19 protein-coding genes are annotated in these 14130 nt (G+C 68.4%); 9 read left to right on the forward strand and 10 right to left on the reverse strand.

Annotation, left to right across the window (positions count from 1 at the left end; all coding sequences use genetic code 11):
- Positions 1–218 precede the first annotated feature (218 nt).
- On the reverse strand, positions 219–920 hold the full coding sequence (locus tag FCI23_RS13645) for an SDR family oxidoreductase (protein ID WP_136723819.1): 702 nt from the start codon (positions 918–920) through the stop codon (positions 219–221).
- 91 nt (positions 921–1011) lie between these two features.
- On the opposite strand from FCI23_RS13645, the gene FCI23_RS13650 reads away from it, so the two are divergent.
- Positions 1012–1575, forward strand: a complete 564-nt coding sequence (locus tag FCI23_RS13650; RefSeq protein ID WP_136723821.1) for a TetR/AcrR family transcriptional regulator — start codon at positions 1012–1014, stop codon at positions 1573–1575.
- A 419-nt stretch (positions 1576–1994) separates the two neighbouring features.
- Here the strand turns inward: FCI23_RS13650 and FCI23_RS13660 are convergent, their stop codons facing one another.
- The 6 genes from FCI23_RS13660 to FCI23_RS13685 form a co-directional block, all read right to left on the reverse strand.
- Complete coding sequence (locus FCI23_RS13660) at positions 1995–2540, reverse strand: EF-hand domain-containing protein (RefSeq protein ID WP_136723822.1); 546 nt, start codon at positions 2538–2540, stop codon at positions 1995–1997.
- Positions 2541–2629: 89 nt separating this feature from the next.
- Entirely contained in the window at positions 2630–3370 is a 741-nt protein-coding gene (locus tag FCI23_RS13665) for a hypothetical protein (protein WP_136723824.1), read from the reverse strand.
- A gap of 185 nt (positions 3371–3555) precedes the next feature.
- Positions 3556–4020, reverse strand: coding sequence for a thiamine pyrophosphate-dependent enzyme (locus FCI23_RS59505; RefSeq protein WP_322973836.1), 465 nt, complete (start codon positions 4018–4020; stop codon positions 3556–3558).
- A 147-nt stretch (positions 4021–4167) separates the two neighbouring features.
- On the reverse strand, positions 4168–4758 hold the full coding sequence (locus FCI23_RS13675) for a TetR/AcrR family transcriptional regulator (RefSeq protein WP_136723825.1): 591 nt from the start codon (positions 4756–4758) through the stop codon (positions 4168–4170).
- 93 nt (positions 4759–4851) lie between these two features.
- Positions 4852–5367: an SDR family NAD(P)-dependent oxidoreductase gene (locus FCI23_RS13680; RefSeq protein ID WP_246143690.1), complete on the reverse strand. Its 516-nt coding sequence runs from the start codon at positions 5365–5367 to the stop codon at positions 4852–4854.
- Positions 5368–5670: 303 nt separating this feature from the next.
- On the reverse strand, positions 5671–6114 hold the full coding sequence (locus FCI23_RS13685) for a hypothetical protein (RefSeq protein WP_136723826.1): 444 nt from the start codon (positions 6112–6114) through the stop codon (positions 5671–5673).
- 360 nt (positions 6115–6474) lie between these two features.
- Here FCI23_RS13685 and FCI23_RS13690 point away from each other — a divergent pair, with 360 nt between their 5' ends.
- The 3 genes from FCI23_RS13690 to FCI23_RS13700 all read left to right on the forward strand — a co-directional run bounded on the left by FCI23_RS13690 (position 6475) and on the right by FCI23_RS13700 (position 8662).
- The gene (locus tag FCI23_RS13690; RefSeq protein WP_136724028.1) at positions 6475–6726 is read left to right on the forward strand and encodes a hypothetical protein; all 252 of its coding nucleotides are present in this window, start codon (positions 6475–6477) and stop codon (positions 6724–6726) included.
- Positions 6723–7145 carry a helix-turn-helix domain-containing protein gene (locus FCI23_RS13695; RefSeq protein WP_136723827.1) on the forward strand — a complete coding sequence of 141 codons (423 nt, stop codon included), beginning with the start codon at positions 6723–6725 and terminating at the stop codon, positions 7143–7145. Before FCI23_RS13690 ends, FCI23_RS13695 begins: the two co-directional genes overlap by 4 nt.
- A 542-nt stretch (positions 7146–7687) precedes the next feature.
- A complete protein-coding gene (locus FCI23_RS13700; protein WP_136723828.1) occupies positions 7688–8662 on the forward strand; it encodes a magnesium transporter CorA family protein in 975 nt (324 codons plus the stop codon).
- A gap of 245 nt (positions 8663–8907) precedes the next feature.
- Here FCI23_RS13700 and FCI23_RS13705 read toward each other — a convergent pair whose 3' ends face one another.
- Entirely contained in the window at positions 8908–9195 is a 288-nt protein-coding gene (locus tag FCI23_RS13705) for a hypothetical protein (RefSeq protein ID WP_136723829.1), read from the reverse strand.
- Positions 9196–9401: 206 nt separating this feature from the next.
- Positions 9402–10355 (reverse strand): DUF5996 family protein, encoded by a 954-nt coding sequence (locus FCI23_RS13710; protein WP_136723830.1) that lies wholly within the window; start codon positions 10353–10355, stop codon positions 9402–9404.
- Between the two features lie 312 nt (positions 10356–10667).
- Here FCI23_RS13710 and FCI23_RS13715 point away from each other — a divergent pair, with 312 nt between their 5' ends.
- Complete coding sequence (locus tag FCI23_RS13715; RefSeq protein WP_136723831.1) at positions 10668–11291, forward strand: hypothetical protein; 624 nt, start codon at positions 10668–10670, stop codon at positions 11289–11291.
- On the opposite strand, the gene FCI23_RS13720 is transcribed toward FCI23_RS13715, so the two are convergent.
- Entirely contained in the window at positions 11264–11812 is a 549-nt protein-coding gene (locus tag FCI23_RS13720) for a site-specific integrase (RefSeq protein ID WP_136723832.1), read from the reverse strand. The two genes, FCI23_RS13715 and FCI23_RS13720, sit on opposite strands and share 28 nt — an antisense overlap.
- 295 nt (positions 11813–12107) lie before the next feature.
- Here FCI23_RS13720 and FCI23_RS13725 point away from each other — a divergent pair, with 295 nt between their 5' ends.
- The 4 genes from FCI23_RS13725 (at position 12108) to uraH (ending at position 14126) form a co-directional block, all read left to right on the forward strand.
- Positions 12108–12410 (forward strand): hypothetical protein, encoded by a 303-nt coding sequence (locus tag FCI23_RS13725; RefSeq protein WP_136723833.1) that lies wholly within the window; start codon positions 12108–12110, stop codon positions 12408–12410.
- Entirely contained in the window at positions 12410–12976 is a 567-nt protein-coding gene (locus tag FCI23_RS63715; RefSeq protein ID WP_407645955.1) for an MvdC/MvdD family ATP grasp protein, read from the forward strand. The genes FCI23_RS13725 and FCI23_RS63715 overlap by 1 nt, the downstream gene beginning before the upstream one ends.
- A gap of 314 nt (positions 12977–13290) precedes the next feature.
- The gene (gene uraD / locus FCI23_RS13730) at positions 13291–13806 is read left to right on the forward strand and encodes a 2-oxo-4-hydroxy-4-carboxy-5-ureidoimidazoline decarboxylase (protein ID WP_136723834.1); all 516 of its coding nucleotides are present in this window, start codon (positions 13291–13293) and stop codon (positions 13804–13806) included.
- Positions 13806–14126 carry a hydroxyisourate hydrolase gene (gene uraH, locus FCI23_RS13735; RefSeq protein ID WP_136723835.1) on the forward strand — a complete coding sequence of 107 codons (321 nt, stop codon included), beginning with the start codon at positions 13806–13808 and terminating at the stop codon, positions 14124–14126. Before uraD ends, uraH begins: the two co-directional genes overlap by 1 nt.
- The last annotated feature ends 4 nt before the right edge of the window (positions 14127–14130 follow it).

Raw genomic sequence — 14130 nt, forward strand, 5'->3', positions numbered from 1 at the left:
GCAAAGTGGGCACAGGCCCCCGTCGTGGGATCGCGGAGGCCGGTATGTCGACGGCATGGGGCCAGGCGGGGAGGCGGCCGGCCTTGACGCTGCGGACGAACGCCGTCCAAGCGGTGGCGACGACGCGCTGGACGGCCGGTGGAGCTGCTGGTGTTCGACCACGACGCGGACCCGCCGCCCGGCACGCATGCCCCGGCAGGGGGGTTTGGCACCGGAGGTCAGGCCCTGAGTTGCGGGTAGAGGTTGGTGATGTCGCCGGACAGGGCGGCCTTGGTCCGGCGGGAGGTCTCGTCGGCGAGCACCTCGAACGCGTCCGTCTCGATCCCGTCCAGCGCCTCCTTGGCGATGTCGGCCGGCTTTGACTTGGGCTGGGTCACCGCCGCGGTCATGTCGGTGTCGACGTACCCCATGTGCAGGCCCGTCACGCGGATGCCGCGGTCCAGCAGTTCGAGCCGAATGGCGTTGGTCTGCAGCCACAACGCGGCCTTGGTGGCGGAGTACGCGCCATGCCCAGCGACCCAGGAAAGTGCCGAGTGCGCGTTCAGGATGTGGCCGCCGCCGTTGCGCTCGATCACCGGGACGAAGGCCCGGGTCACATTCAGCGGGCCGAAGAAGTTGGTCTCGAAGACGTTCCGGATGTCCTCGATCGGTGCGTCCAGGTAAGTGTCCGGTGAGCTGCTGCCGGCGTTGTTGATCAGCACGGTCACGTCGGGCGCGGCCGTCACCAGCGCCGCGATCGAGGCCGGGTCGGTGACCTCCAGAGCCAGCGGTACGACGCGGGCGTCGGTGCTCGGCTGCGGGTTCCGCGCGGTGGCGTAGACCCTCTTCACGCCACGGGTGAGCAGGTCGTCCACGATCGCCTTGCCGATGCCGCGGTTGCCGCCGGTGACAAGTACGACGGCGCCTTCGAGGGTGGTCATTTTGACTCCAGACAAAGATGGAAACCGATCGGTTTCCACACTGTAAACCGATCGGTTTCCGAATGCAAGCCGAGCCGGTACCCTCGATGACATGACGACCTCGGCGACACCCCGCGAGCGACTGCTGGACGCGGCGGGCGAACTCTTCTACCGCGATGGCATGAGCATCGGCGTGGATGCGCTGTGCAAGGCCGCCGGGGTCTCGAAGAAGTCGATGTACCGGTTGTTCCGGTCCAAGGACGAGGTGATCGCCGAGAGCCTCGCCAGCCGCGGCCCGGCGTACCAGGCTGCCCTGCTGCCGGGCCCGGACGACGAGCGGTCGCCGCGCGAGCGCATCCTGACCGTGTTCGAGCGGCAGGACCAGATGGCTGTCGAGGGCAATTTCCTCGGCTGCCCGTTCGTGAGTGCAGCGGTGGAGCTGAAGGACCCCGAGCATCCGGGCAGTGTGGTCGCGCGCCATTTCAAGCAGCACCTGACCGACTTCTTCCGGGCGGAGCTCGTCGCCGCCGAGGCTGAGGATCCGGAGACCCTGGCCGTGCAGTTGACGATCGTGTTCGATGGCGCGAGCGCCCGGGCCGTCGTACGGGCCCAGGCGCTCGCCGGCATCGGCATGGTCACGACAGCGGCCTTGCTGGATGCTGCCGGGGTCAAGTAGACAGTGCCGGCTGGCCAGGCCGGCTGGGGGATGTCTCTTCGATCGACCAAGCGACGGCGCTCATGCCTCCAGACGATCCGGCCAGGCGTCCTGACCGTCCGCCAGGGGGAAGGGTGGCGGTCAGCGGCAGCGGCTCAAAACGGCAATGGAACGGCATGCCGTTGTCGCGGCCCGCGCGCGTCACACGGTGGTCCCATGGATCCGGGACATCCGCATCGCGGGAAGCGGCGGATCGGGTGCGGGGTGCGCTCCTCGGCGATGGGGCGCAGGACCCGGACGCATGTCAGCCACACTCCTCTGCGACTTCCCGCAGCACCGCCACTTCCAGTGGCTCCTCCGGTGCCACTCCCCCTGCCGGGACATGCGTGCCGGGTCGCGCCCCCCGCACCCCACCCCCTTGCCCCACCCCACCCGCCCCCCTACACCGGCCCGAAGAGCCAGTTGCCCGGGGCCTGGGGGTCGGTGCCGATGTAGTACTGGCGCATGGCGGCGACGAGTTCGTCCACGGCGAGGTGGCCGTCGCCGTCGGTGTCGATGCGGTTGAAGGAGGTGGCCTCTTCCCCGGCGGGGGTGTTGAAGGCGTGGTGGAGGACGACGAACTCCTCGCGGCGCAGGCGGCCGTCGTCGTCGCTGTCGCAGAGGGCGGCGACGGCCTCGGCGGCGGGGTGGAAGACGGGGTCGAAGGCGGGGCCTTCTATGAAGGCGGCGGTCATGCCGGCGTGGTACTCGGCGGAGGTGACGCGGCCGTCGCGGTCGGCGTCGGCGTAGGCGGCCAGCTCGGCCCACACGGCGTCGAGGCGGGCGGCGAGTACTTTGCCCTTCGGGGAGGTGGGGGACTGGCCGAAGCCGTGGATGAGGCGGGCGCCGACGTCCTGGAAGTCGGCGCGTTCGGCGTATCCGTTGCCGTCCGCGTCCAGGCGTTGGAAGGAGCTGTCGAGCTTGCGCTTCAAGAGAGCAGAAGACATCGCTGCATCCTCCGGTCCTTGGTCGGGGACTCCCGATCCTGCCCCGGGGATGCCGGGCGCGCGACTCGGATGGTTGCGGAGGGTGATGCTCAGGCCTTGGGGCCGGTGCGGATGAGTTGGTCGGCGGCGTCGTTGACCGGTTGTGGGGTGCCGGTCAGGTCCATGACGAAGAGCGGGACCGCGAGTTGGTCGGCGCGGAGCCGGGCGTCGTGGGCGTAGCCGGCGAGGGAGAAGAAGGCACCGGCTGAATCCTCGTTGATGCAGTTCAGCCAGAGCGTCTCGACGTCCCGGAGCCGGGTCGGCTGGGTGGTGGGGTCGATCTGGGCGACCATTCCGTCGCCCCGGAGGTCGATGCCGTTGGCGGTGCGGTCGCCCGCGACCCGTACGTTCGCGAAGCCGAGCCACTTCAGATACTGGGCGGCGGCGGTCAGCGCGTCCCGCGCGGTACGGATGGTGACCGGCCGGAAGGCCGGACGCTGCGGCGGAGCCGACGGGGAGGGCGGCAGCGCGACGACGGGGATCACCACGGAGGACGGCGGCGCGGGCGGCGCACCGGACTCGGTCAGCGCGCGGCGGTCCACCGGCAGCCGGACCACCTCCCCGCACGGGCAGCCGTACTCCGGCTGCGGCCACTCGTCACGGCGGCCGCAGTCGGGGCAGCGCATGCTCACCCAGGAGTCGTTCCACGAGCGGTGCCGCACCTGCTCCGGCAGCCCGTCGGGGAGCAGCGGCAGTGCCAGCGGGGTGCCGCAGGCGCACGGGAATACGGGGGCGGCGTATCTGTGCTGCTCGCGGCAGGCCGGGCAGCGCACGCTCACGCTCTCTGCCATCGTAGGTAACTCCAGGGCGCCGATGGACGTCGTACACTCCATGGTCGCGTACTGGGGGCAACTCGCGCACCGGGGTTCGGCGATTGGTTATTATTCGCCAGGATCGCCGGGTTTTTCTGGAACGGGCTCGAACTCCATTACGCCGTCGATCGAAATGCCGTGCGGTGTGTTCGCCTCACGCTCGATCATGATCTTGACGAGCACCGGGCGGGAGGTCGAGATGGCTTCCTTGCGGGCCCACTCGATCGCCGGGCGGACGTCGGCGGGGCGAGGACGCGGCGGCCGGAGCAGCCGTACGCCTCCATGAGCTTGAGGTTGTCGGTGCCGAACTCGCCGTAGTGGACGTCGACTTCGTAGTTCATGTCGTAGACGATCGAGGCCTGGCGGATGAGGCCCAGATACTCGTTGTTGAGCATGATCAGCACAAACGGGACGTTGTACTGGGCGGCGACCGCCAGCTCCTCCACCAGGAACTGGAATCCGTAGTCGCCGACGATGCCGACGACCTCGGCGTCCGGATCGGTGTGCTTCAGCGCCTTCTTGACGCCGATCGCGAGAAGCGACTGCCAAGGGGGGCGCTCCCTTGCGGACGGGCGGGCAACCAGGCCGGCGGACCGGATAGCGGGCAGGCAGAAGCGATGCCGTGGCAGCGCGCGGCCGTGTGAGTTGAGCTACGGGGCGCTCGCGGCACACCGCATGGCGGTCGAACCCGCCGGCTGGCGTGTGGGCAGACTTACGCCTCGCCGCTCGTCGCTGCAGGAAGTTGATCTACTGCGCTGACCTGCGCTGACCTGCGCTTACCTCTCGACGGGCTGCCCGGTGAGCGCGGCGACCCCGGTGGCCAGGGCGCGGCGTTGTTCGTTGGTCCAGGTGGTCGCGTCCCCGGCGTTCATGGGGTGGCCGTGGGTCAGGGTGAGGATGTGGGCGAGGAGCTGTTCAGGCGGAAGGGCGGCGTTGACGAGTCCCGCGGCCTGGGCCTGTCCTAGGGCGGCGGCCTTGTCGGCCAGGGCGGACTTGATCAGGGGCAGGGAGTCCATGGCGTCCGGGCGTTCCAGGGTCTGCCATAGTTCCAGCCGGACCAGGTGGGGGTGGGTGCGGTAGAAGTCGAAGACCTGCTGGGCGTAGCCGGGCAGGTCTTCGACGTCGAAGGCGACGGCTTTTTGGACGAGCAGAATGTTGCGTTCGAGGACGGCGTCGAAGAGGCCGTCCTTGCTTCCGAAATAGGCGTAGATCATCCGCTGGTTGGCGGCGGACGTCGCGGCGATGCGGGCGGTGCGACCACCTGCGAGACCGAAGGCGGAGAATTCGGCGGTCGCGGCGTCCAGGATGCGGCGCCGGGTCGCCGCCGCGTCCCGGGCGGCCCCGCGGGGGCTGGCCTCAGGAGCCATCGAGTGTCTCCCTGTGCTGCTGGTCCACGATGGGCAAGTATGACCTGGCAGTGAGGAGGACTCCGAACCGACCGACGGGGGCGGGCTCCGGGTTCATACGTCGGCTGAGCGGCTGAGCTCTTCCCACCGGTCCAGCTCTGCGATCTTGCGCTGCTCGGCCGCGCGGATGTAGTCCACCGCCTCACCGGACAGGGGGAGCCGCAGTGGGGGCTCGGGCAGGTCGAGTACCCCGAGCAACACCTCGGCCGCCCGCTGCGGGCTCACGCCGTGCGCGGCCTTCGGGTCCCCGTATCGCTTGAGCATCGGCGCCATCATCTCCGTGTACGGCGCGCTGGGCTCCGGCAGTTTCATCGACGATGCCAGCGTCGTCGCCATGGAGCCGGGCTCCACGATCGTCACCTTCACCCGGAACGGCGCGACCTCCGCCGCCAGCGCCTCCGAGAACCCCTCCAGTGCGAATTTCGCCGTCACGTACGCACCCAGACCCGCGGCCGGTGCCAGCCGTCCGCTGACGGAGGACACCTGTACGACATGCCCGCCACGCTGTTCCCGCAGGACCGGCAGGGCGGCCTTCGACATATGGACCGCACCCCACAGATTGGTCTCCACCTGTGCCCGGAAGTCCTCAAGACCGGTGTCCTCGATGGCCGAGACATTGGAGGATCGCGCACCGTGGCGGCGTCGCGCGCGGTGGCCACCACCCGGTGACCGGCAGCCAGCGCGGCTTCCGCCAAGGCCCGTCCCAGCCCCCGGGAACTGCCCGTGACCAGCAGAGTCTTCTTCAATGTGCTGCACCTGGCAAATAAGTAACTGAATACTTACCAACATATACACCGAGATCCGCGCAGGGTAAATCACACGATGGGGTCCGTGCGCTACTGGTCCCTGGTGTCTGCTTCCAGTGCCGTTGTGTCAGTTCCAGAGCTGGAGGGTCACCACTGCGGGGGTGCGCGGGGGAGCGTTTCCGGCAGGGGACACGCTCAGGCGGGTGTAGTGCCACTGCTTGGGGTGCCCGGGCCACGGCTTTGGATTGTCGAGCCGGACGGTGACCTGGTACGTCTGGAAGCGGCCGGCCGCGCAGTAGGGGACGCAGTTGTTGACGACGGCGTTTCCGGCGCCGTTGGCTGAGCCGGGCTGCCATTGCGACCAGTGCAGCGAGGTGAGGGCGTAGTTGCCGTCACCGCAGGCGAGTACGAAGCCGCCGGGGCGGGTCTGCGGGTGCCCGGCGCAGTCGACGACGACGGCCGTGTGGCCCCGTGCCGCTGACGCCGGGGGTGCCGGGGCCGCAGCGGTAGTTGCCGCGAGTGCCGCGCCGGCGCAGACCAGCAGTGTCGCCCTTGCTTTGTGAGCTCGCATGTCCGCTCCTTGATCCCTTCTCGTGTCTCGACCGCTTGCGCTCCGTGCATCGGTCCCTGCCTCGTCACGCTACGACCGGATTGCCGAACAATCCACCCTTATCACTTTTTAGGTCGCGAAATAGGGCGGAGCGGCAAGCCGGTACCAACCCGAGACAAGGCGGGATGCCGCAGTGAAGCCAGAGGCGCTTGGAGGCGTCGGCTAAGGTCATTTCGGAGCGGCTGGAGGCTGTTTCCGGAGGGCTGGAAAGAGGCCTCGGGCGGCGGTGGACGAGGCGTTTGGGCAAAGCGCCCCTGATGTGCCCTCCGAAGCGGCAAATTAGGGAAACGGGCAGGTCAGCAACGGTATGGTGGGGGCATGGTGCGACTGAGGCTGGAATTCACAACCGAGCCGTTCGACCTCGACGAGGTGCCGCGCCACGCGGTGGTCGCCCGCGACGTCATGCGCACGGCGGATCTTGATGCTGTCGACGTCGGCCCTTTCGGCAACACCGCTGAGGGTTCCACCGACCAGGTGGTCGCCGCCGTGAGCGACCTGCTCCGCCGCACTCTCGACGCGGGCGCCACCCGCATCTCCCTCCAGGTCAACGTCATCGGCGAGGCCGGCCAATGACCGGGGCCGGGGTCCCGGGCGAGCACCCGCTGCGCGCCGCCGTCAAGCCGCTCGCCGACGCCATGGGAGCCGAGCTCCTCGCCCCCTCCGAGGCGCGCGGTGACGATGTCGTCCTCAGCTGGGAGGGTGAGCAGGTCGTCGCCGTACGGCTGCCGCACCTCGCGGACTCCCTCGATCACATCCTCGGCGACCTCGAACGCCGCCATGGCAAGCCGCTCGCCGAGCTCGGCCGCAAGGAGAAGCAGACGGTCGTACGGATACTGGAGGAGCGCGGCGCATTCTCCGTCCGCCACGGCGTGGAGACGGTCGCCTCCGCGCTCGGCGTCAGCCGCTTCACCGTCTACAACTATATCAATTACACCAACGAGCAGCGGGCTAAGGCGCATGGGGGCGACGAGCGGTCGCGGCAGGATGACTGACGTAACGCAGCACGACTCAGCTGCGAAAACGGCCAGTGAGATGGCGGCGGTCATGGCGGAAAACACTGTCGCCGACAGGCGACGCGTCATCGACTTTATGGACGGCCCGCCCCTGTCCGAGTGTCCGGGCCAAGGCTGACTGCCTGGCCTGCCCGGACTGCCCCTCGTGCACCGCCTCGGCCACCGGGCCGCACCGCCGACTGGATCGCTGAAACGCCCCGAGGACGTACACGATCAAGCCGATTCCACCCCCTCTGTACCGCAGCGGCCGGATGACCCCCGAAGATCACCAACAGAGTCACGGTGTTGCACTCGGCGGGACACCATCACCAAGACAGCTCGTCCGGGTCCCTGCACCCTGTGTCGCGCAAGACGGCGCATCCCCCTGCCGCCTCGGCGATCCGGGGCCCGGGCCTGACGGACACGTATTGCTCGTGGCTTGATCGGTTCCAACCGGTTTGGTCCGGGAGTACGCCGAGTGTGAGCCAGCTCAACCCGGGCCCTCCCGCTGGTGGGCCCCAGGGGCGGTTACGCTCACCGGCATGGCGCTCACCCGGCTGTACAAGGACGGCGTCCTGGAGCTCAAGGACTTTCCCGTCCAGGACATATCGGATCATCTGGAAGATCCGGCCTCGGTGGTCTGGCTCGACCTGTGTCGGCCCAGCTCCGAGGACTTCGCCATGATCCAAGAGGAATTCGGCCTGCACGAACTGGCTCTGGAAGACGCCCGCCACCCGCACCAGCGGCCCAAGCTGGACCACTACCGCACCCACCAGTTCATCAGCGCCTACGCCACGGCCATCGACCCTGACACGGCAGAGCTGACCACCAGCGAGATCGCGGTGTTCGTCACAGAACGGGCCGTGATCACCATCCGCACGGACGATGGGTTCGCCATGGAGGAGGTCCTTGCCCGCTGGGACGACTCACCCGACCTTGCCGAGCACGGCGTCGGCTTCCTGGTCCACGGGTTGCTCGACTACGTGGTGGATGGCCATTTCGACGCCGTCCAGCGCCTCGACGGCTACATCGAGGCGCTGGAAGACCTGCTCTTCGATGAAGGCCGCCACGAGATCCGGACCGTCCAGCGCCGGTGCTACGAGCTCCGCAAATCCCTGGTGAGGTTGCGCCGCGTGGTGCTCCCCATGCGCGAGGTTGTCAACGCCCTGATGCGTCCGGGCATGCACGTGGTCGACGAGCCCTTGACGCCTTACTACCAGGACGTCTACGACCACGTGCTGCGTGTCACCGAGTGGACGGAGTCCCTGAGGGAGATGGTGACGACCGTGCTCGAGACGAACCTGACCGTCCAGGGGAACAGCATGAACCTGATCATGAAGAAGGTGACCAGTTGGGCCGCGATCATCGCAGTGCCCACGGCGGTCACCGGCTTCTACGGGCAGAACGTTCCGTACCCGGGATTCAGCCAGCAGTGGGGATTCGTCACTTCGACCGCCGCCATCGTCATCCTGTCCCTGCTGCTCTACGTCAGCTTCAAACTCAAGGACTGGATCTGAGGGAAAACCGCTCGTTCGGCAGTGGCTGACGCTCGGTCGGTGCCCTCAGGTTGACAGTGACGGCCGGAGGCCGTGCCGGGGAGCGGCTTGCTCACGCGGTTCGGCTGACACCACGGCCGGGTGCCCGCGGGTGCGGAGGTGCGGTGGGACGCGTCGGGTGAGGTCGGAAGTCGGCAGCGGGTACGCCAAGTACAGCGGCGTGAGCGCCTCTCGGGTCGGGTCCCGGGGCGGTCACGCCGCTGTACTTACTGCAGTGTTAGAGGTTTACGTGCGAGCGTCTGACCCAGGTCGTTGGCTGCGATCCACTCCTCGATCAGGCCTGTCTTCACGCGGGCGTCCCGAGCCAGCGCTTCGCGCGAGGCGCCGGCACACCAGGCAGCAAGCACAGCAAGTCGCAAATCCCCGACGCGTGTTGCCCGGCCGGCCACGAGCGCTTCGGCGGAGGCGGCCGTCATCGCCTGGGCGTCTTCGGTCAACTGGTCCGCCGCCTGGCGCACCAGGAGCCGGGCTTCTTGGAGGTGCCTGTCGTTCATCAGCTTTCTCCCTTCCGGGCGGCACGCGGTCGGTCACGTCATCCCGGCGGGGCTGCGCACGCGGTGGAGCTGCCGTCGCCGCCACGCGCTGCGTTGCCCAGAGCCTGCTGGGCGAGGCGGACGGCGAACGGCAGTGCTAGTTGGACAAGTATCCCTGCGCCTGCGGCGTCGGCGGCAATCCCCGCGGCGGGCTCCGCGTAGGAGAGTCAGCCGTGCTGGTGCTGGACGAGCGCGGGCGATGTCCTGCTCATGTACCAGCCCTCGACGCGGGGTCCGACGAGGTCGGACGGCCAGCCTGCCGTCTCGACGGCGGCATCGTAGACGGCGTCACCGAACGCCACAATGGCCTGGTGCGGGTCCGCTGTCTCCCTGAGCTTGGCCCACGGCAGACGAACCAGACCAGCGTCGGGATGCCAGGTGGCGCCCTCAACGCCCCAGGACCGGTCCCCGAGACCGTCCGGCTGGGGCCAGATGTACGCGTACATGCCGATGTTCGGCGCCTTGGCATCCCCGAAGGAGAATCCCACCGACACGTACGCGTCGAGCTGGGCGTTCTGCATGAACGGCGGCTGGTGGGTCGGCGGCACGGTGGGCTGCGCCCGGTAACGCGTGGCGGACAGGTCGAAGCCGCCCCACATCACACCGACCCGGGGGCGGTGTCCCAGGAAGGGGGCCTGCCAGGCCTCGAGCCCGTCAGCGGCGAGGTTGAACGCTGTCCAGATCAGCCGGGCCGCTTGGCCATCCCAGGTGCGTTCGACGTGATCGTCCTCGAAGCGCGGCGGGGCATCCGGAATCTCGCAGATCAACGAGCTGCGCGGTCGGTGTATGCCGAGCTCGTCTGCCGCATCGCAGAAGGACGCATAGAACATGGCGACTGATCCCTTGGACAATGGCACCGTCCGCGAGCCATTGTCGGCCTCGATGACCACGCCACCGTCGAGCAGGCTGTAGTGCACCGTGAAGGTCACGCCTCGCTGCCGAAGGGTTGGCGTACTGAGCCCCCGGGGGGTGACATCGAGGACGATGTTTCCCCAGCCGACTTCGAAGGGCTCGTCGAGGGTGTACTTGCCTGCGACCTGTACCACCCGGTTCACGTAGTCAACCATGGGCGACAAGTCCTCATAGACCAGCGTCGGCCACGCATTGAGACGTTCGCTCACAGAGAGCCTCCCAGCGTGTCGAAGGGATCAGCGAGAGGGGACGTCAGGTGCCGCGCCCGCTCCCCCATGCAGCGACGGGCGGGCCTCGGACACCAAACTGCGACCCAGTACCCAATTCTCACACGCAGGTCAGGGTCCTGCCCGCTCGGTGGCGCCGGGCGTCCGACGTGCTGGGCCAGCAGCCAGGATGCGGTGGGTGACCGAAAACCCCGCCTTCTTCGCCTGAGGGTCGAACCCCTCTCTGACAGTCTCGGCTGAGACACCCGCTTGGTCGGGTTAGCCTGGATGGGCGAGACAGGAGTACACCCCGGCATGGTCAGCACCACCACCCCCGCTTCGGCTCCCGGAGAGGATCCGGCACCGCGCCCGAAGCGCCGCACATTCCCGGCTGACTACATGCTAGGCATCGTGGCGGAGTACGACGCCGCACCAGCCGGCGAGAAAGGCGCCATCCTGCGCCGCGAACGGCTGTACCACTCGCACATCATCGAATGGCGCCAGGCCCGCGAAGCCGGCGCGCTGGTTGCCCTGGCCGACCGCAGGACCTCGGCGGTGCGACCGAAGCAGGCCGCCGAGCAGGCAGAACTGGAACGGCTGCGCAAAAAGGTCACCCGGCTGGAGAAGGAAAACGCCAAGAAGGACGCAGCCTTGGCGGTGCTGGGAAAAGCACAGCGCTCTTGGCTTGGAACTGCTCTCCGAGAGCGCGGACTGAAGCATGCCGTGGACCCGGTCGTGGACGAGGCCTTCACCGGCCTGGAGAGCGAACTGGGCACCACGGCCGCCTGCCGGCTGACCGGTGGCGAGGCGCAGCACGACAGCGGGCTGGCCGAGGTCCCTGCAGCTGGGTTAGAACTGGCGACCTCGCGTGATCGAGAGTCGTGTAGTCCCCAGCGGGTAAGGGCTCGTAGTCACCGTGCGTGGTCGCCTGGTGCGTAGCGGCTCCAGGTTCCTCCGGCCTCGGCGGCGAGCTGGGCGGTGGTGTCGTCGTGGTAGCCGAGCATGCGGGCGACCACGGGGGCTGGGGCCTGGAGGAGGAGGTGACGGATTGCTGCGGTGCGTCCCCGCTGGGTGGGGAAGCCCAGGCGGCGGAATCGGAGTTCGAGGGCGTCCGAAGTCATAGGCTGACCGGCCCGGCGGCCGGGGAACAGCCAGCGGGCTTCGGGGTTGGTGGCGGTCATGGTGTTCGGCCGTTCGTTGAGGTAGGCCAGCATCAGCCCGGCGAAGGGCTCGGGAACGGGGGACGGCGGGTCTCCGAGGCGGACGAGGACCTCACCGTCTTCCTGAAGGATGTCGTCGGTGGTCAGCCGGATGATGCGAGTGAGGGGCTGTGCGTAGAGGAGTACGAGCACGACGGCGACCCGGTCCCGGCGCGGAACGTCTTCGCGGTTCATGGCCTGCCGCAGCAGCGCGAGGCGCTGGTGCTGGGCAATCGGGGCGGGGTTACGCGGCTTGTTCATCAGTTAAGAACTTCTACGGGCATGAAGTGTGACCGTACGCGATCAATGGCGGTTTGATCAGGCGTTTCGCTGAATCACGATCAAGAAAACCGACCATGATCATTCTCAGCGCCAACCGCTGTACCGCAGATACTCAACCCCGGGGAACTGGACGAGGGCCGCTATTGGTGCTCGGAGCGCACGATGTACCGGATCCTGGCCACCGCAGGGCAGAACGGTGAACGCCGCAGACGGGCCACCCATCCGGCCAAAACCGTCCCAACTCCTTTACAGCCGCTACATCTGCGGCTGCACCGTGGAAAGAGCCGAAAGCGCCCAGCGGGCCGAGGAGTTGATCCGCGAGACCATCGAACGCAACGGCATCGTGCCCGAAACCGTGCACGCCGACCCGCCGCTGCCGACCGGTTCGTTGTCGTTCGCCGCGCGTGGCACCGTCATCCCGTACCTGGTCCCGCCGGCTGTCGGCATTCACTACGACGAACAGCAGCAGCTGAACCTCACCCAGGAGGGCCGCCCCTGGCACGAGACCGCCATGGGCGCCTCCTGCACCAACACCAACTGGGACTCGTCCAACGACGACACCTCGGACCCGTACTGATGGGCGCCGCACCCGTAGTGCTCGTCGCCGCCGAGCGCCGTGACCCCACGGCGGACATGGTGGTCTCCGCGCTCACCAAGCGCGGGGCGGCCGTGTTCCGGTTCGACGTGGCCGACTTCCCGCGGCGCATCCACCTGGACGCGCAGATACGGGACGGCCGCTCGACCGGCGTGATCGGCGACGCACTGCGGACGGTGCGGCTGGAGCAGGTCCGGGGCGTCTATTGGAGACGCCCCGGCCCTGCCGGGATTGCCGAGCGAATGAGCGTGTCGGGGCGCCAGGTGGCGCTCGCAGTGCAGGCCACGCTGCAGACGGCCACAGGCCGCTCCCGCGGGTATGGGACGGCGCCCACGTCGACGCCCACCGGTGCGACTCGGTCCCCGGTTAACGGCGACGCGCGACCGCCGACGGTGCGGGGATCGGCGGCCCCGGGTCGTGTCCCGCCTCGTGGTGTAAGCGACCTTGCTCGACGCGTTCCGGTAAGCCACGTGTCGGGGCCATCCCATGGGCCACGGCTCCCGCGTCGCGCGCGGCTGACCTGCCGTCAGCGCCATTGGCGGCCCTGAACCGCGTCAATGCGGCGATGACCTGCGCATTCCGAGTACTTGATCGGCTACACCATCTGGCGGGACGCGATCCGGCCCCGGTTGCACAGACTGAAGGGCATGGCGGAGAAACGCGATCTGGAACCTGCTCCCGGCACGCTCCCGAAGGGACGCCGGGTGCGGCCCGCTTGGCCTGGCAATGCGCTGCTCGTCGCGGCGGGAAGTGCGCGGCGGGATCGGTCCCGCGCTCGCAGTAGCGTGGCGCACGGCCGTTCATATCCAGCAGTTTTCAACAAAGTGTTGACGGAGGGCGGCAGTGGCTCTTAGCTTGCAGTGTGACCTCCATCGCTTCGCCGGGCCTGGCTCGGTTCAATGCGGCCGACACGCCTGGGGCAGCCGGACAGCTGCACCATGTGTGCGCCAGCGGCGCCTGGGGAGCGGCGGTGCTCGCCGGACGGCCGTATGGGGACGTCGAAGCGCTGCTCGCCGCGAGTGACGCGGCCATGGCAGCGCTGACAACCGAGGACCTCGCCGAGGCGATGGCCGGGCATCCGCCGATCGGGCGGCCGAAGCCCGGGGACGCGAGGTCGGCGCGGGAGCAGAGCGGGGTGGGGGAGGCGCTGAGGGAGGAGCTGCTGGAGCTCAATCTGGCGTACCAGGACAGGCATGGACATGTGTTCCTGATCTGCGCGACGGGCCGTACGGGCGAGGAGATGCGCGCCGCGCTCAAGGAGCGGATCGGCAATGACACGGACACCGAGCGCGAGATCGTCCGCACCGAACTGGGGAAGATCAATCGCATCCGGCTGCGGCGCCTGACAGAAGCCGGACCGGCGGAGGAGGGCGACTGATGACGCGGACATCCGTGTCCACACACATCCTGGACACCAGCGTCGGCCGCCCCGCCCAGGGCGTACCGGTCGGGCTCTCGGTCCGCAGTGGCGCCGACACTCCCTGGGCCGCGCACGGGGCGTCCAAGACCGACGAGGACGGGCGGTGCAAGGACCTGCCGGCGCTGCCGTCCGGCACTACGCACGCACAGCTGAACTTCGCAGTCGGCGGTGACTTCTTCCCGGAGGTGACGGTGGCGTTCGCCGTGCGTCCGGGGGAGCACTATCACGTACCGCTGCTGCTGAACCCGTTCGGCTACTCCGTATACCGAGGGAGCTAGCACC

This window comes from Actinacidiphila oryziradicis, from assembly GCF_005047355.1.
Classification (GTDB): domain Bacteria; phylum Actinomycetota; class Actinomycetes; order Streptomycetales; family Streptomycetaceae; genus Actinacidiphila; species Actinacidiphila oryziradicis.